Origin of the sequence: Streptomyces sp. NBC_01429 (assembly GCF_036231945.1) — a bacterium.
Lineage (GTDB): Bacteria > Actinomycetota > Actinomycetes > Streptomycetales > Streptomycetaceae > Streptomyces.
Genome location: NZ_CP109599.1, coordinates 7,301,215 through 7,317,758, shown reverse-complemented (window position 1 = coordinate 7,317,758; position 16,544 = coordinate 7,301,215). Strand labels below are relative to the sequence as shown.

Genomic DNA, 16,544 nt, shown 5'->3' with positions numbered 1-16,544 from the left:
CCGGCGCGCGAAAAAGGGTCCGCGCGCCTCGTGTTGGGCAGAGAGTGGGTGGCGCCCGTACGAACCCACGTACGGATGCGCGCTCAGCACCGCACCAACACAAGCGGAACGAGGCGAGGCATGAACCCGGGCACCAGTTGGGAGTTCACGGACGACCGTGGCCATCTGACCGTGGCTGACCACCATCCGGCGCGGGTGGTGGCCTATATACAGGCGGGCGCGACGCTGTGGGACCACGGTCTGCGTCCACTGGGGATCTTCGGTTCCCACCATGACGGAGACACCCCGGATCCGGCCAAGGCCGGCGACCTGCCCCTCGCGGAGCTGCGCCACTTCGGCGCGGGCAGCGCCCTCGACCTGGACGCCCTGTACGCGGCCGAGCCGGACCTGGTGGTCGCCGTCAGCTACGGCGGCGGACAGGTGTACGGCATCGACCCGGAGGCGGCCAAGCATCTGGAGGAGCGGATCCCGGTGGCCGTCATCGAGGTGGGCAAGGACCGCTCGCTCGACGGCGTCAGGGACCGGTTCAGCGCGCTGGCGCGCTCGTTGCGCACCCCGCTGCGGCCCGCTGAGGCGGACCTGGAGCGCGCGGAGCAGCGGCTGCGCGCGCTGACGGAGCGGCCGGGCCGGATCCGGGTACTGGCGCTGTCGGCCGCGGGACCGGACACCGCGTATCTGGCCCGGCCGCTGACCTGGCCCGATCTGCGGTCCCTGACCGAGCTGGGGGTCGGACTGATCGAGCCCGCGGCGGAGGGCGGGGCCAACTGGCGTACGGCCGAATGGTCCGAGGCCGCCGAGCTGGCCCCCGACCTCGTGCTCACCGACGTACGCGCGAACGCGGCGCCGCGCGACCGGCTCCGGGGCAACGCGCACTGGCGCGCGCTGGAGGAGCGCGCGCGGATCGTCCCGTGGAACCCGGAGGCGCCGAGCAGCCACCGGGCGCACGCCCGGTTCCTCGACACGGTCTCCGACGCCCTGGAGGCGGTCACGGCGGACGGCGCGTAGGACCCGTCCGCGAGCGGCCGGGCGGCCGGCGGCCGGGGCGGCGTCAGGCGCCGGTCGACCGGGCGTCGGCCCCGCCCCGGCCGCCGGTCTCGCCGCCGCCGGTCTCACCGCCGCCGGTCTCACCGCCGCCGGTCGGGCGCAGTGCGTCGATGACGAGGTCGAAGAGCCGGCCGGCCCGCTCCGGAGTGTCGCTGGCCGTCGTGGAGAGGAAGACCCCGAGGAGCATCGCGGTGACGTCCTCCGGTTCGACGTCCGCGCGGAGCGACCCCGTCCGCGCCCCGTCAGCGAGGATCGTCGCGAGCACGGCGGTGACGCGTTCCCGCGTGGTCGGAGTCGCCATGGTCCCCGACGCCCAGCCGGCGCGAAGCGTGTCGACCATTCCGCGCTTGGTCGCGACGAACGCCGCGTAACGGTCCACCCACACCCGGAGGGCGACCTCGGGAGGGAACTCGGCGAGCAGGGCGGGGGCGCACGCGGTGACGTCGTCGAGTTCGGCCGCGTAGACGGCTTCGACGAGTGCCTCGCGGGTGGGGAAGTGACGGTAGAGCGTGCCGATGCCCACCCCTGCGTCGCGGGCGATGGCTTCGAGCGCGACCGTACCCTCGGCGGCCACGAAGGCGGCCCGGGCGGCGGCGAGCAGCTTTTCGCGGTTGCGCCGCGCGTCGGAACGCGCCGGACGTCCGGCGTCGACTGCGGCGGCTGGGGCGGGGGCGGCTTGCGAACCGGATGGAGTTGGCTCGGACGGACTCAAAACGGAGGCACCTCCGGTAGTGCTACAGTCGTCATAACGGATGCTCCTCCGCTTTCCCTATCGTCGCACGAAGATGGGATTCCCATGCCTCCCACCGGTACCCCCTCCGACGAGACCACGGCCACCGGCGCCCCGCGCCCCGCAGGCCCCGGCCGGCTCGCCGGCCGCACCGTCTCGCGCATCGGCTACGGGGCGATGCAGCTGGGCCCGCGGCTCGACCGCGCCGCCGCTGTCGCGATCCTGCGCCGCGCGGTCGAACTGGGCGTCGACCACATCGACACCGCCCACTTCTACGGCGACGGCTTCGTCAACGGCCTCATCCGCGAGGCGATCCGGCCCGAGGACGGCGTCCTCGTCGCCAGCAAGGTCGGCGCCACCCCCGACCCCGGCGGCGTCCACTCACTGCGGCTCGCGCAGCGGCCCGAGGAGCTGCGGGCGGGCGTCGAGGACAACCTCGCGAGCCTGGGGCTCGATCGGATCCCGCTGGTCAATCTGCGCCGTACGGACTCCGGGCCCGGCCTGCGGGCCGAGGGTGACCAGGTGGTCGGTCTCGACGACCAGCTCGCGGTCATGGTCGCGATGCGCGACGAGGGCAAGATCGGCGCGATCGGACTGAGCAGCGTCGACCTCGGCACGCTGAGCCGGGCGCTCCCGGCGGGCATCGCGTGCGTGCAGAACGCCTACAGCCTCGTGTCGCGCGACGACGAGGACGTGCTGAGCCTCTGCGTCGCCCAGAACATCGCCTGGGTGCCGTACTTCCCGCTGGGCAGCGGCCTCCCCGGGCTGCCGAAGGTGACCGACGAGCCGGCCGTCGTGGCCGCGGCGCGGTCCCTGAGCAGCACGCCCGCGCAGGTCGGCCTCGCCTGGCTGCTCCATCAGGCCCCGAACGTCCTCCTCATCCCGGGCACCGCGAACGCCGAACACCTCGACGCGAACGTCGCCGCGGGTGCGATCACGTTCGACGACGCGACGCTCGCCGCGCTGGATGCCGTCCCGTCGCGATCGGGAGACATCGCGCTCGGATAGCCGCCTCTACAGCCGCCTCTGAACTTTCCGGACATCGGGCCCGGGCCCGGCCGCCCCGCCTCAGCAGGCCAGAACGGCCTGGACGGTCTTGCCGCCGCCGGGCGACCCGAGCACCGAGAAGCGGCGGGACAGCTCACGGACCATGGCGATGCCCCGTCCGTCCTCCCGCAGTCCGCCCACGTCGCCGCTCTCGCCCACCCCGTCGGCCGCGTCCCGGACGGTTGCGTCCCGGACGGCCGCGCCCGTCGTACGCAGCCGGGGCGGGACGGGGCTGTGGTCGTGGACCTCGACCGTCACCCGCCCGTGGTCCACGCTCAGCCGCAGCCGGCAGTTGCCGCGGCCGTGCCGGGTGGCGTTGGTGACCAGCTCGGAGACCACGAGCCGCGCGTCGTCCACCTGATCGGCGGAGACCCGCTGGCCGCAGCCCCGGGTGAGGTAAGCGGCCGTCAGATGCCGTGCCCAGCGGGCGGATGTCTCCGAGGGCGGCAGGATGTACGAGGCGCGTACCGCGCGCCGCAGTACATATCCGTGCGCACGCATGGAGATCACTCCCTCCGTCGGGGACCGGCCGGGCCCGGGCGGATATGGCCGCCGGGGCCCTTGTGCGATGGCCCGTCCGTTCTCTGCCTTCTGGTGCCCGGGTTGTGTGATCGGCAATCACCTCCCGTGCGTGGAGGTTCCGCCGAGGCCGCTCCCGCGCCCCGCGACCGCCATCAGATCCTGAAACGACGTCCGTCCGAGACACGGAACAAATACCCGCATCCATCGCGTCCCGGCCGTGATTTCTTGTTCCCAGCCGAACGGGCAGGGCCGTCTCGTGCACAACTCTTGACGTGTACGAAACACGGGAGAAGCATCTCCCCCACCGAGAGAGCGCTCTCCCGCCCTCTTGTCCCCCTCCCCACCCGCCCGTCTGTCCGACGAATCAGGAGACCTGCCCATGCACGCTCCTCCGCCCCTTTCGCCGGTGCTCCGCAGACCAGCACCGGCCTATGGACGAGGGCTGGCCGCCGCCATCGCCGCCACTCTGATCGCCTCGCTCCTCCTCCTCATCCCCCGGACCCCCGCCCAGGCGGCTCCCGCCCTGATCTCCCAGGGGAAGCCGGTGACCGCTTCCAGCCAGGAGAACGGAGGCACTCCCGCGTCCGCCGCGGTCGACGGTGACAACGGGACCCGCTGGTCGAGTGCGGCGGCCGACCCGCAGTGGATCCAGGTCGACCTCGGCTCCACCGTCGCGGTCAGCCAGGTCGTGCTGCGCTGGGAGACCGCGTACGCCACGGCCTACCGGATCGAGTTCTCCACCAACGGCACCACCTGGACGACCGCCTACTCCACCACCACGGGCCCCGGCGGCACCGAGACCCTGAACGTCTCGGGCAACGCCCGCTACGTACGGATGTACGGCACCGCACGCGCCACGCAGTACGGCTACTCCCTCTGGGAGTTCCAGGTGTACGGCGAAGGCCAGGGCGGCGGGGGCCCGATCCAGGGCGGCGGCGACCTCGGGCCCAACGTGCTGGTCTTCGACCCGTCGACGCCCAACATCCAGGGCACGCTGGACCGGATCTTCCAGCAGCAGGAGACGGCCCAGTTCGGCTCCGGCCGCTACCAACTGCTGTTCAAGCCGGGCACGTACAACAATCTCAACGCCCAACTCGGCTTCTACACCTCCATCTCCGGTCTCGGACTCTCACCCGACGACACCACCATCAACGGTGATGTGACCGTGGACGCGGGCTGGTTCAACGGCAACGCCACCCAGAACTTCTGGCGCTCCGCCGAGAACCTCGCCCTCAACCCCGTCAACGGCACCAACCGCTGGGCGGTCGCGCAGGCCGCGCCCTTCCGCCGTATGCACGTCAAGGGCGGACTCAATCTGGCGCCCGACGGCTACGGCTGGGCCAGCGGCGGGTACATCGCCGACAGCAAGATCGACGGTACGGTCGGGCCCTACTCGCAGCAGCAGTGGTACACCCGCGACAGCTCGGTGGGCGGCTGGACCAACGCCGTCTGGAACATGGCGTTCTCCGGAGTCCAGGGCGCCCCGGCGCAGAGCTTCCCCGACCCGGCCTACACCACGCTGGAGACCACTCCCGTCTCGCGCGAGAAGCCCTTCCTGTACCTCGACGGGGCCGACTACAAGGTGTTCGTCCCCGCCAAGCGCACCAACGCGCGCGGCACCACCTGGGGCAACGGCGCCCCGCAGGGCCAGTCCCTGCCGCTCGACCGGTTCTACGTGGTCAAGCCGGGAGCGACCGCGGCGACCATCAACGCGGCGCTCGCCCAGGGGCTCCATCTCCTCTTCACCCCGGGCGTCTACCACATCGACCAGTCGATCAATGTGAACCGTGCCGACACCGTCGTGCTGGGGCTCGGCCTCGCCACGATCGTGCCGGACAACGGGGTCACCGCGATGAAGGTCGCCGACGTGGACGGGGTGAAGCTGGCCGGCTTCCTCATCGACGCCGGTCCGGTGAACTCCCCCACGCTGCTGGAGGTCGGCCCCGAGGGCTCGGCGGCGGACCACTCCGCCAACCCGACCACGGTCCAGGACGTCTTCGTCAGGATCGGCGGCGCGGGCCCCGGCAAGGCCACCACCAGCATCGTGATCAACAGCGACGACACCATCATCGACCACACCTGGATCTGGCGCGCCGACCACGGATCCGGCGTCGGCTGGGAGACCAACCGCGCCGACTACGGCCTGCGGGTCAACGGTGACGACGTGCTGGCCACCGGGCTGTTCGTCGAGCACTTCAACAAGTACGACGTCGAGTGGAACGGCGAGAGAGGACGGACGATCTTCTTCCAGAACGAGAAGGCGTACGACGCGCCGAACCAGGCCGCCATCCAGAACGGCTCCATCAAGGGATACGCGGCCTACAAGGTCGCTGACTCCGTCAACGACCACGAGGGCTGGGCCCTGGGCAGCTACTGCAACTACACCTCCGACACGAACATCCGCCAGGACCACGGCTTCCAGGCACCGGTCAAGGCGGGGGTGCGGTTCCACAACCTGCTGGTCGTGTCCCTGGGCGGCATGGGCCAGTACAACCACGTGATCAACAGCACCGGCTCGCCGACCTCCGGGTCCTCGACGATCCCGTCGACGGTGACCTCCTTCCCGTAGCAGCGCCGAGAACCGCGTGAGCCCGGCCTCCGTGAGAGGCCGGGCTCCGTCGTGCGGTGTGCGTGGTCTGTTGCCGCGCGGTGCGCATGGTCTATGAATGGGTCATGCGCGCCTGGAGCACGGACGACATCCCCGACCTGACCGGCACCACCGCCGTGGTCACCGGAGCCAACAGCGGAATCGGCGCGGCGACCACGCTCGCGCTGGCCCGCGCGGGGGCGCTGACGGTGCTGGCCTGCCGGAGCCCGGAGCGCGGTGAGCGGGCGATGAAGCGGGTACGGGCGGCGGTGCCGGGCGCCGAGGTCCGCCTCGTCCCGCTCGACCTCGCCGATCTGGCCTCCGTGCGTACCGCCGCCGACACGCTGGCGCGGACCGTGGACGGACAGCTCGATCTGCTGGTCAACAACGCCGGGGTGATGGCGCTGCCGCTGCGGCTGACGGCCGACGGCTTCGAGTCGCAGTTCGGCATCGACCACCTCGGGCACTTCGCGCTGACCGGGCTGCTCCTGCCGGTGCTGGGCGCGTCCGCGCCGTCCCGGGTCGTCACGGTCTCCTCGCTCGCCCACCGGATGGGCCGGATCGACTTCGGCGATCTCCAGGGCGAACGCGGCTACCGCAAGTGGCCCGCGTACGGTCAGGCCAAGCTCGCGAATCTGCTGTTCACGGACGAGCTGGAGCGCAGGGCGCGCCACTCCGGCCGCGACATACGGGCGCTGGCGGCCCATCCCGGGCTCTCCGCGACCGAACTCGGCCAGGCGGGGCCTCTCATGGCGGGCAGGACCTGGGCCGCCAGACTGGAGCGGCTCACCCGCCTCTTCACCCAGACGGCTTCGGCGGGCGCCCTGCCCGTCCTGCGCGCGGCCACCGACCCGGCGGCGCGGGGCGGGGAGTACTACGGGCCGCGCCGCCCCCTTGAGGTACGGGGCGCCCCCGGCCTCGCCCGGCGCTCCGCACGCGCGCGCGACGCGCGGACCGCCGGAGCGTTGTGGGAGGAGTCCGCCCGGCTGACCGGTGTGACCCCCGACTTCGGCTGACGCCCGGCCTCACCGCCCCCGTACGGCGCAACCGTTCATACGATCGGCCCGGTGGCGCTGCCCGGACTGTCCGACGCGTCCTACCCCGTCGGTGCCCGCTCCGTGTCTGCGCCACGCCGGACCGGCGGTGAGCCGTGAGCGGCGTTCCGCGGCGGCGTTCGAATGGCGACGCGGTTTGCCCGTGCACAGACTGACGGCATGTCGGGCAAACGCAGCGCGGGACTTCTCGTGTACCGGGTCGGGGACCTGGGCTTCGAGGTGCTTCTCGGCCATATGGGCGGACCGTTCTGGTCCGGCCGGACCACCGCTGCCTGGTCCGTCCCCAAGGGCGAGTACGAGCCGGGGGAGACGCCGGAGGCCGCCGCGCGCCGGGAGTTCCGGGAGGAACTGGGTCTTGAGCCGCCCGAGGGGCCCTGGACCGCGCTCGGCGAGTCCCGGCAGCGCGGCGGCAAGACCGTCACCGTCTGGGCCGTAGAAGGGGATGTCGATCCCGACCGGGTCGTGCCCGGCGTCTTCACCATGGAGTGGCCGAGGGGATCGGGCGTCCTGCGCGAGTTCCCCGAGCTGGACCGCGTCGCCTGGTTCCCGGCGAAGGACGCGGTGCTGCCGCTGGTGGCGGGTCAGCGCGTGTTCCTGGAACGGCTGGACGGGTTCATAGCCGCCGGCCGCCGCACGCCGCCGCCCGGAAGCTAGCGCCCTTCCCAGCCGTACCCGCCCCGTGGCGGCGACCGGCCCCCGTCGCCGGGCCCGGTCCGGTGGATCGCGTCGCCGCCCGTGCTCCCACCCGCTCCCCGTCCCGGGGGCGTGTCCCTTCGGGAGCCGCGGGGGCCCGCCCGGCCCCGTTCGTCACTTCCGTCTCTCCCGTCCCGTCCCACACCGGAAAGGGATCTTCTTCGTGCACCCTCGCACCCAAGCCTCCATCGCCGTCGGTACCGCGCTGCTGGCGGCGGCGATCATTCCCGTCACCGTGCTGCCCGCCCTGGCCGTACCCACCCCGGCCTCGCCCACCACCGAGCCACCCCCACGGCAGGGGGCGCCGGGACCGCCCGCCCGGAAACACGCCGTCCGCCCCGGCGGGATCACCCCGGACGGCACCGTCAGCGCGGCGGCCCTGCTGGCCAGGGCCGGTGAGTGCGACCAGATCTCCAAGGGCCTCTACCGCGCACGCGACGACACTCCGGCCGACATCCCCGTCTGCGACGCCAAGGGCGCCGTGTTCTTCAAGGCGGACATGGACGTCGACTGCGACGGCGAGATCACCGAGCGGTGCAACCTCGACGCCGATCCGTACTTCCAGAACTCGACGGCCTACACGCAGTCCGACGGCCGGCCGCTGAACGCGGAGAAACTCCCCTACATCGTCGTGCCGACCCCGAGCGGGATCTGGAACTACCGCTCGTCGGGCATCAGGGGCGGCTCCGTCGCGGCGGTCATCCACGGCAACAAGGTCGAGTACGCCGTCGTCGGCGACGTGGGGCCGCCCGGCATCATCGGGGAGGCGTCGTACGCCACGGCCCGCGCGCTGGGGATCACCGCGGACCCGGCCGGCGGTGGCGTCCCCTCGGGCGTGACGTACATCGTCTTCAAGGACGCCAAGGTCCCGGTCCTGGAGGATCACGACGCCACCGTCCGGCTCGGGGACGAGATGGCGCGGAAGTTCGTCAGGGAGAACTGAGCCAGGACCCACCGACGGCTGCGGGGGCCGGTCCTGGGACCGGCCCCCGCAGCCGCACCGCCGCGCGGCGCGGATCAGACGATGCCCTCGGAGATCTCCGACTGCTCGCGGGCGTTGCCGTACGCCTGCGGCGTGCTGTACGAACCGCGGGCCACGTACCACCACACGGTCGCGAGGATCAGCACCACGGCCAGAGCGATCACGGCGTAGTTCATGGTGTCGACGTTCACCGGATTCGACTGCGGCAGGCAGAAGAGCACCGTCACCACCGCCACCCAGACCACGGCGATCCACCCGATGGGCTTGCTCCAGCGGCCCAGGCTCCACGGGCCGGGCTCGAAGCGGCCCTTGGCGCGCAGCTTCAGGAAGATCGGAATGGCGTAGGCGGGGGTGATGCCGATGACGTTGATGGCCGTCACCGCGCCGTACGCGGTCTCGGAGTAGAGCGACGGCACGGCGAGCAGACCGGCCACGATCACCGAGAGCCAGACGGCGGGCACCGGGGTCTGGGTACGGCCGCTGACGCGCCGCCACACCGCCGAGGCGGGCAGGGCGTTGTCGCGGCTGAAGGCGAACACCATCCGGCTGGCCGCGGCGACCTCCGCGTTGCCGCAGAACAGCTGGGCGACGATCACGAGCAGCAGCAGCGCCGTGGCGCCGCTGGTGCCGAGCGCGTCGATCAGGATCTGGGCGGGCGGCACGCCGGTGGCGCTGTTCTGGGCGCCCGCGTAGTCCTGGATCGCGAAGGTGAGCCCGGCGAGCAGCGCGAAGCCGGCTATCCAGGAGACCCAGATGGCGCGGACGATCCCGCGCGCGGCCGTGACGGACGCGTTCGAGGTCTCCTCGGAGAGGTGCGCCGAGGCGTCGTACCCGCAGAAGGTGTACTGCGCGAGCAGCAGACCGATGGCGGCCACGTAGAGCGGGTTCTGCCAGCCGGTGTCGTTGACGAACTCGGTGAAGACGTACGAGGCCGACTGGTGCTGGTCGGGGACGATCGCCAGGGCGCCGACGATGACCGCGACACCGATGAGGTGCCACCAGACACTGATCGAGTTGAGCACACTGACGAGCCTGACGCCGAAGAGGTTCAGTACGGCGTGCAGCAGCAGGATGCAGAGGAAGATGACGAACGTCGAGCCGGGGCTCGGGCTGAAGCCGAACTGGAGGTTCAGGAAGGCCCCGGTGAAGAGCGCGGCGCCGTAGTCGATACCGGCTATCGCCCCCAGCAGGCCCAGCAGATTGAGCCAGCCGGTGTACCAGCCCCACTTGCGGCCGCCCAGCCGGTCCGCCATGTAGTAGAGCGCTCCGGAGGTGGGATACGCGCTGGTGACCTCAGCCAGCGCCATGCCGACGCAGAGCACGAACAGGCCGACGCCCGCCCAGCCCCAGAGCATCACCGCGGGACCACCGGTGCCCATGCCGAATCCGTACAGCGTCATGCAGCCGGAGAGGACGGAGATGACGGAGAAGCTGATGGCGAAATTGCCGAAGCCGCCCATCCGGCGGGCGAGGACGGGCTGATAGCCCAGCTCGCGCAACCGCTGCTCTTCGTCCATCTGTGGCGCCGGTGCGGACGGCTCGGCCTTCGACCAGGTCGGAGGGGACGCGGACATGGAAATACCTCCGGTGCGGAAATACAGGTGGGGGACGGGGATGAGACGGGAGGGAACACGGAACGTGCGGACGAACGGCGGACACGGGACCCGCGTGACGCGCGAGGCGTACCGGACTCCGGGGACGTGGAGAGCGGCGGAGTTCACCACGTCGTCGCGTCACCGCGTCGCGACGGGCTCGGCTCAGCCGGACGGCCCGCCCCGCGCGTCGCGGGCCGCCGCGAGACAGCGGCCGCGGGCACGGAGGAAGACCTCCTCGGCCTGGCCCCCGTCGCCCTGGTTTCTCGTACGGTACGCCCACGGCAGGACGGCGTAGTACGGGCCCAGCGCTTCGAAGACCCGGGCGCCCTCGTCGAATTGCAGCGAGCCCCAGAGGGCGTGCGCGAGATGGTTGAGGTCGAGGAGCGACGCCTCGGCCAGGACCGCGTGGTCGAACCAGAGGTTGAGGGCGCGCAGGGCGTCCCTGGTGGCGTCCTCCGTGACCCAGTGCAGGTCGAGGGCCTTCTCGTGGCCGTTCTCGCGGCGGTAGCGCTCCACTCTTACGAAGAGGGGCAGGACGTGCAGCGCGGAGCCCTCGGGCGCCGAGGAGGCCGCCCACTGGACGAAGTTGACGGCTTCCGACAGCGATCCGTCGGCACGCCGCGCGTACACGAACTGGAGCATGCGGTGGTACGCCTCGCGGTTGTACGGATCGCGTTTGTCGGCCTCGGCGAGCAGCGCCCAGGGGCCGGGGAACAGCATCGGCCCCGGCGGCGGCAGCCGGTGTTCCTCCAGCCGCTGCCGGGCGTCGAGCTGGGACAGCGCCAGCAGACAGACCCAGGGCACCGGGTCGGCCGGGGCGCGGCGCGCCGCGGTGCCGCACGCCTCCCACGCCTGCTGCCACAGCTCCTGGGTCCGTGGGTGCCCCTCGCGGTGGGCCCGGATGGCGCGCTCCACGCTGACCCGGGTCTGCATCACGGTCGCCGCGACGCTGCGCGGCTCCTCGGCCAGCCAGGTCTGCACGGTGTCGGAACCGGCGGCGACGGCGGCCAGTACCTGGGTGCGCTGGGTCCACAGCGTCCAGTCCGGCGTCCGGTCCAGCAGGTCGCGCATCGCGACCCAGCGGCCGGTGCGCAACTCCTGCACGGCGGCGCGCAGGTCGTTGTCGTGACCCGCCGGGTGGTAGACGGGGCGGAAGTTGTCGCTCGCCATCAGTTCCGCTCCTTTCGCACGCGCGCCCAGGACCGGGTGCGCGACCGGACGCCTAGCACCGGTCCCCCGCCTCCGGTGGCCCCGGGACGCGTACGGGCAGCGTGCTCCCGTGGTCCGGTGGTCCGGAGCTCCGGTGCCCCCCGGGCCCGGACAGTGCGCGAGCCTTGCGTGGCCGGGCACGACCGAGGACGCGCCCGGATGAAGTGGTGATCGTCATAGATCCTCTAGTGACGTGGGGGGTGGTGCGGTCCGGCGTGGTGGCAAGGACATGGACCTGCCATGCCCGCAGGCGGAGGAGTCTGATCGAAGGCATCCTCACGCTGCGGCGATCAGTGTAGGGCGCCGATCACGTGGCTCGAACACTTTGCTGATCTTTGGCAACTCTCTGTTGATCATGGGGGGTTGCTCACCGACCGGTGGGTATGACGCACAGATTTCCCGAGAGCCGGGTCAAGTCGCCCCAAACCACCCGTCTCTGTCGCCCGATCAACGGACCGTACGGCGACCGGTTGACCAGAGAGGCGCGCCGGGCGCGCGGAATGTGACCTAACTGGGATCTGGCAAGTACGCAGCGCACACAGCCCTGTTCCGGGGCGGCGAAACCACTGTCCGGCACGTCTCGTTGCGGACGCACACATCGACGTATGCCAAGGGCAACCGGGTGGCGGAGGGCGGGCGGGAACAAGAGGCAACACCGACTGGAGCGGGAAAGGGGGGTGGCCCCACCGACGAGGGGGTGCGCCGGTGGGGCCAGGAGAGCTCATGCGGCCAGCGGGGGGAAGGCCGTGAGCTTGGCTCGAAGAGGCGTGTGCCCCCTACCGCACGACGTATGCCTGTCGAAGGCATGCGAGTTTCCGGGCAGGTGGGCCGTCCCGCGCGCGCCCGCCTTCCCGCGACGGTGAACGGTGGGTGACCGGCTCAAGGCCGGGGGCCGTGGGGCGGGCGACGGCTGCCCGTCCTCGGTGATCCCTGTGCGGAGATGGGCGCGGACCGTTGGAACGTCGTTCACACGCAGGCCACGCCGGGTGCCGACCATCGAAGGGCAGCCAGGAGGGGCCGTCCCTCCGGTGTCGTCGCTGATGTGCCGGAACCCGGGAGACCGCACCATGACACGCATACGCTCCGCAGTCACCGCCGTCGACCGCCGCTCCTTCCTCACCGCGACCGGGGCGGTCGGCGTCTCGGCGGGAATCGGACTGGCGCTCGGCGCGGGCGGTGGTTCCGGCGAGGCCGCCGCCGCGCCCGGGGCGACCGCGGCGCCCGCCGTCCCGGCGCCCCGTACCGGCGCCTCCGCCGCACCCATCCGTACCGGCCCCGCCCGTACGACGCTGGAGTCGGTCGCCGCGCCGCGTGACACCTCGGTGGCCTTCCGGCGGCTGGACGACGGTCCCGGCTGGCGCCGGGTCGTACGGGAGCAGCTCGCGGCCCCCCGGGCCGGGCGCGCCGGCCGGCGTACCGTGCTCAGCTCCTTCGTACAGCTCACCGATCTGCATCTGGTGGACGTCCAGCACCCGGTGCGCACCGAGTACCTGCGCTCGCAGCAGCTCTCCGGGTGGCGGCCGCAGGAGGCTCTCACCGTGCCGGGGGCGGTGGCGCTGATCGAGCAGATCAACGCCCTGCGGGAGGGGCCGGCGACCGGGGCTCCACTGTCCTTCGCCGTGACGACCGGTGACAACACCGACAACAACTCGCGTGCGGAACTCGACTGGTTCCTGACGGTGATGAGCGGCGGACGCGTCGTCCCCAACACGGGTGACCGGCGGAGCTACGAGGGGGTGCAGAACTCGGCGGAGCGGTTGTTCTGGCACCCGGAGGACGCCCTGCGCGACACCGACAAGCGGCTCGGCTATCCGCGCGTGGACGGCTATCTCGCCGCCGCGGTCAGGGCGGTGAACAGCCCGGGGCTGCGCATCCCGTGGTACTCGACCGTCGGCAACCACGACGGTCTGGCCAGCGGCGCCATGGCCGACCGGACCGGTTTCCTCGCGGAGTTCGCCGTCGGTTCGAAGAAGCTGTACGGGATCCCCGACGCCGAGGCCAAGGAGATGCTGAGGCTTCTCTCGAAGGGCGGCGACCCCGGCGGCGCGCACCTGATCGAGCTGCTGCGCCGCTCCAAGCGGCTGATGCGCTCGGTCACCCCCGATCCGCACCGGGCGCCGTTCACCCCGCACGACTATCTGCGCGCCCACCTCGATCCGGCGCGCGCGGGCGCGGGGCCCGTGGGCCACGGCTATACGGCGGCCCACCTCGGCAGCGACACGCTCTACTACACGTTCCCCATGGGCGAGAACGTCACCGGCATCAGCCTGGACACCACCGACCGGGGCGGCCACTACACCGGCTCGCTCGACACCACGCAGCTGAACTGGCTGAAGCGGACGCTCAAGGAGCACCGGGACGGATACGTCGTCGTCTTCAGCCATCACAACAGCTGGACGATGACCAACACCCACCCCGACCCGGCCCGCCCCGGCGAGGCCCGGCACAACGGCGACGAGGTGGTGGCGCTGCTGCGCCGCAGCCCTCAGGTGCTGGCCTGGGTCAACGGACACAGTCACCGCAACTCGATCCTCCCGCACGGTGGTTTCTGGGAGATCTCCACCGCGTCGCACATCGACTTCCCGCAGCTCGCCCGGGTCATCGAGATCGCCGACAACAAGGACGGCACCCTGTCCCTGTTCACCACACTGATCGAGTCGGCGGCGCCGCACCGCACCGACTTCGCCGATCTCTCGCAGACCGGTCTCGCGGCGCTCTACCGGGAGCTGTCCCACAACGCTCCCGGCTCCACCACCGCCCCCGCGGGCAAGCCGGTGGACCGCAACGCCGAGCTGCTGCTCAGCCGGTGACCAGGCGCTGGAGCGCGGGGGCGTAGAGATCGGCGAGCCGCTCCGGGGTGGCCAGCGCGGTGGCGCCCGCCCGGTGCAGACTCAGTGTGGCGCCCAGCCCCAGAAGCTGACCGACGATCAGCTCGGCGCGCAACGCGCGGTCACGGCCGGTGAGGAGCGCGGTGAGCCGTGCGGTGATCTGCTGCTCGAAGCGTTCCCGCAGGAGGGTGCGCTCGTCGTCGTTGCCCAGCGAGAAGACGACCCGCAGCAGCGGATCGCCCTGCTGCTCGCGGCGGCTGCGCACCACGGTCAGCACCAGGTGGCGGCCGAGCGCGTCCGGCGCTACGGCGAACAGCTGGTCGGCCGCCGGGCCGAAGTCGGCGACGCTGTTGAACAGCCGCTCCTTGGTGGCGAAGTGCTTCACGATCAGCGAGGCGCTCACCCCGGCGTCCGCGGCGATGCCCCGCAGGGTCACCTCGGCGTACGGCCGGAACGCGAAGGCGCGCCGCGCGGCGCGCAGGATCGCGGCGCGGCCGGTCTCCGCGTCGCCGGTGGCGGCCCCGGCGGCCGTCGGCTCTGTTTCCCGCGCCTTCACGCACCCTCCTGAACGAGCGATGTCCTGTGGTCACGCCCGACGCTACCCGTGGCGGCGGGCCGCTGCCGCGGCAGACACAGCGTGACGGCCAGCGCGAGGAGCGCGGCGCCGCCCGCCATGAGGAAGACCAGCAGATACGCGTGGAGGGTGGGGGCGGTGCGGCCGCCCGCCTCGAAGGTGACGTTGGCGAGTACGGCGGCGACGGCGGCGCTGCAGAACGCCTGCCCGACCGAGCGCATCAGGGTGTTGAGGCCGTTGGCCGCGCCCGTCTCGCTCACCGGCACCGCGCGCATCACGAGCGCGGGCAGCGCGGAGTAGGCGACGGCGGTGCCGGCGGCGACGACGGTGGCGCCGAGGACGATGGTCCACAGCTGATGGCTGGTGAAGAAGCGCACCACGTAGCCGACGGCGAGGATCGAGGAGGCGAGCGCGAGGGTGGTCTTGGGTCCGTACGCGGCGGAGATCCTGGCCGACACCGGTGACAGCGCGACCATCGTCAGCCCGCCGGGCAGCAGGCACAGCCCGCTGACGACGATGGACGCGCCCAGGCCGTAGCCGGTGCTCGTCGGCTCCTGGACCATCTGCGCGGTGGACAGGGAGTTGGCGTAGAAGGCGAAGCCGATCAGCAGGGCGGCGAGGTTGCTCAGCAGGACGGCGGGACGCGCGGACACCCGCAGGTCGACCATCGGGGAGGTGACCCGCAGTTCGTACCGGCCCCAGAGCAGTCCGATCACCACGGCGAGCACGAGCAGTCCGAGGGTACGGGGCGAGGTCCACCCCCACTGCCCGCCCTGGGTGACCGCCAGCAGCAGGCTGACCAGCGCCGCCGACAGGCCGAGCGCGCCCACGGCGTCGAACCGGCCGCGCGAGCGCGGCGGCGACTCCGGTACGCAGAGCAGCACCAGCACGATGTCGAGGAGTCCGAGCCCGGCCGAGGCCCAGAACATCGTGTGCCAGTCGTAGTGCTCGACGACCAGCGCGGCGACGGGCAGCCCGACGGCCGCGCCGATCCCCAGCGTCGAACTCATCAGGGCGACGGACGGCAGGACGCGTTCGGGCGCCAGCTCGTCGCGCATGATGCTGATGCCGAGCGGGACGACGGCGAGGGCCGCGCCCTGGAGCGCGCGGCCCGTGATCAGCACGCCGATCTGGGAGCTGACCGCGCACAGGACGGACCCGGCGACGAGCACCCCGAGGGAGGCGAGCAGCACTCTGCGCTTGCCGTACATGTCCCCGACCCGGCCGAGTACGGGGGTGCAGATGGCGCCGGTGAGGAGGGTGACGGTGACCAGCCAGCTCGCGCCGGTCGGGCTGGCGCCGGTGAGGGCGGGGACATGCGGCAGCAGCGGTACGACCAGCGTCTGCATGACCGCCACGACCACCCCGCAGAACGCGAGCACGGCGACCAGACGGCGGGGGTGCGGGGCCGGCCCGGGGGCCGTGTCACCGGCGGCGGGCTCGGATATCGCTTCGGGCATCTCTCTCCGTACGGTCTGGAAGCGGCGGACGTCGGGACGCGCGGCACGGGTGCGGCCCTGGGGTGCACACACGTTCACCCCAGGGTAAACGGCTGTGCACCCCCGAGGGTATGGAGGGGTGCACAGGCGTTCACCCCGGTCCCGGCCGTCACCTGGTACCGCCCCGGTCCGGGCGACCCGGCACACTGTGTCCTCGGCGGCCCCGCGTCCAGCCCCGC

The 16,544-nt window shown here is 72.0% G+C and carries 13 protein-coding genes; 7 read left to right on the top strand and 6 right to left on the bottom strand.

Translation table 11 applies throughout. The features are described 5' to 3' along the window. The first annotated feature begins 120 nt into the window (after nt 1-120). Nucleotides 121-1,005, top strand: coding sequence for an ABC transporter substrate-binding protein (locus tag OG627_RS32240; RefSeq protein ID WP_329071196.1), 885 nt, complete (start codon nt 121-123; stop codon nt 1,003-1,005). 43 nt (nt 1,006-1,048) lie between these two features. Here OG627_RS32240 and OG627_RS32235 read toward each other — a convergent pair whose 3' ends face one another. Next, a complete protein-coding gene (locus OG627_RS32235) occupies nt 1,049-1,756 on the bottom strand; it encodes a TetR/AcrR family transcriptional regulator (protein WP_329071194.1) in 708 nt (235 codons plus the stop codon). Between the two features lie 84 nt (nt 1,757-1,840). Between OG627_RS32235 and OG627_RS32230 the strand changes: the two genes are divergently transcribed. Continuing rightward, nucleotides 1,841-2,782 (top strand): aldo/keto reductase, encoded by a 942-nt coding sequence (locus tag OG627_RS32230; RefSeq protein ID WP_329071192.1) that lies wholly within the window; start codon nt 1,841-1,843, stop codon nt 2,780-2,782. A 60-nt stretch (nt 2,783-2,842) separates the two neighbouring features. Here the strand turns inward: OG627_RS32230 and OG627_RS32225 are convergent, their stop codons facing one another. Beyond that, nucleotides 2,843-3,322, bottom strand: a complete 480-nt coding sequence (locus OG627_RS32225; RefSeq protein WP_329071190.1) for an ATP-binding protein — start codon at nt 3,320-3,322, stop codon at nt 2,843-2,845. Nucleotides 3,323-3,722: 400 nt separating this feature from the next. On the opposite strand from OG627_RS32225, the gene OG627_RS32220 reads away from it, so the two are divergent. The 4 genes from OG627_RS32220 to OG627_RS32205 all read left to right on the top strand — a co-directional run bounded on the left by OG627_RS32220 (nt 3,723) and on the right by OG627_RS32205 (nt 8,621). After that, nucleotides 3,723-5,912, top strand: a complete 2,190-nt coding sequence (locus OG627_RS32220; protein WP_329071187.1) for a discoidin domain-containing protein — start codon at nt 3,723-3,725, stop codon at nt 5,910-5,912. A gap of 104 nt (nt 5,913-6,016) precedes the next feature. Further along, complete coding sequence (locus OG627_RS32215; protein WP_329071185.1) at nt 6,017-6,946, top strand: oxidoreductase; 930 nt, start codon at nt 6,017-6,019, stop codon at nt 6,944-6,946. A gap of 198 nt (nt 6,947-7,144) precedes the next feature. Then, nucleotides 7,145-7,639, top strand: a complete 495-nt coding sequence (locus OG627_RS32210) for an NUDIX domain-containing protein (protein ID WP_329071184.1) — start codon at nt 7,145-7,147, stop codon at nt 7,637-7,639. 202 nt (nt 7,640-7,841) lie between these two features. Further along, complete coding sequence (locus tag OG627_RS32205) at nt 7,842-8,621, top strand: glycoside hydrolase family 75 protein (RefSeq protein WP_329071183.1); 780 nt, start codon at nt 7,842-7,844, stop codon at nt 8,619-8,621. Nucleotides 8,622-8,695: 74 nt separating this feature from the next. Here OG627_RS32205 and OG627_RS32200 read toward each other — a convergent pair whose 3' ends face one another. Both OG627_RS32200 and OG627_RS32195 read right to left on the bottom strand, forming a co-directional pair. After that, nucleotides 8,696-10,234, bottom strand: coding sequence for an amino acid permease (locus tag OG627_RS32200; protein WP_329071181.1), 1,539 nt, complete (start codon nt 10,232-10,234; stop codon nt 8,696-8,698). 183 nt (nt 10,235-10,417) lie between these two features. Then, a complete protein-coding gene (locus tag OG627_RS32195; RefSeq protein ID WP_329071179.1) occupies nt 10,418-11,425 on the bottom strand; it encodes a hypothetical protein in 1,008 nt (335 codons plus the stop codon). A 1,106-nt stretch (nt 11,426-12,531) separates the two neighbouring features. Between OG627_RS32195 and OG627_RS32190 the strand changes: the two genes are divergently transcribed. Further along, nucleotides 12,532-14,274, top strand: coding sequence for a TIGR03767 family metallophosphoesterase (locus OG627_RS32190; RefSeq protein ID WP_329071178.1), 1,743 nt, complete (start codon nt 12,532-12,534; stop codon nt 14,272-14,274). On the opposite strand, the gene OG627_RS32185 is transcribed toward OG627_RS32190, so the two are convergent. Beyond that, nucleotides 14,264-14,848, bottom strand: coding sequence for a TetR/AcrR family transcriptional regulator (locus OG627_RS32185; protein ID WP_329071176.1), 585 nt, complete (start codon nt 14,846-14,848; stop codon nt 14,264-14,266). The genes OG627_RS32190 and OG627_RS32185 overlap by 11 nt on opposite strands. After that, a complete protein-coding gene (locus OG627_RS32180) occupies nt 14,845-16,326 on the bottom strand; it encodes an MFS transporter (protein ID WP_329071174.1) in 1,482 nt (493 codons plus the stop codon). The genes OG627_RS32185 and OG627_RS32180 overlap by 4 nt, the downstream gene beginning before the upstream one ends. Nucleotides 16,327-16,544 lie beyond the last annotated feature (218 nt).

Bases quoted from the DNA above. Each gene is read 5' to 3' on its own strand.
- OG627_RS32215 (WP_329071185.1), top strand. From the start codon at position 6,017: ATGCGCGCCTGGAGCACGGACGACATCCCCGACCTGACCGGCACCACC.
- OG627_RS32220 (WP_329071187.1), top strand. From the start codon at position 3,723: ATGCACGCTCCTCCGCCCCTTTCGCCGGTGCTCCGCAGACCAGCACCG.
- OG627_RS32225 (WP_329071190.1), bottom strand. From the start codon at position 3,322: ATGCGTGCGCACGGATATGTACTGCGGCGCGCGGTACGCGCCTCGTAC.
- OG627_RS32180 (WP_329071174.1), bottom strand. From the start codon at position 16,326: ATGCCCGAAGCGATATCCGAGCCCGCCGCCGGTGACACGGCCCCCGGG.
- OG627_RS32195 (WP_329071179.1), bottom strand. From the start codon at position 11,425: ATGGCGAGCGACAACTTCCGCCCCGTCTACCACCCGGCGGGTCACGAC.
- OG627_RS32210 (WP_329071184.1), top strand. From the start codon at position 7,145: ATGTCGGGCAAACGCAGCGCGGGACTTCTCGTGTACCGGGTCGGGGAC.
- OG627_RS32190 (WP_329071178.1), top strand. From the start codon at position 12,532: ATGACACGCATACGCTCCGCAGTCACCGCCGTCGACCGCCGCTCCTTC.
- OG627_RS32230 (WP_329071192.1), top strand. From the start codon at position 1,841: ATGCCTCCCACCGGTACCCCCTCCGACGAGACCACGGCCACCGGCGCC.
- OG627_RS32240 (WP_329071196.1), top strand. From the start codon at position 121: ATGAACCCGGGCACCAGTTGGGAGTTCACGGACGACCGTGGCCATCTG.
- OG627_RS32200 (WP_329071181.1), bottom strand. From the start codon at position 10,234: ATGTCCGCGTCCCCTCCGACCTGGTCGAAGGCCGAGCCGTCCGCACCG.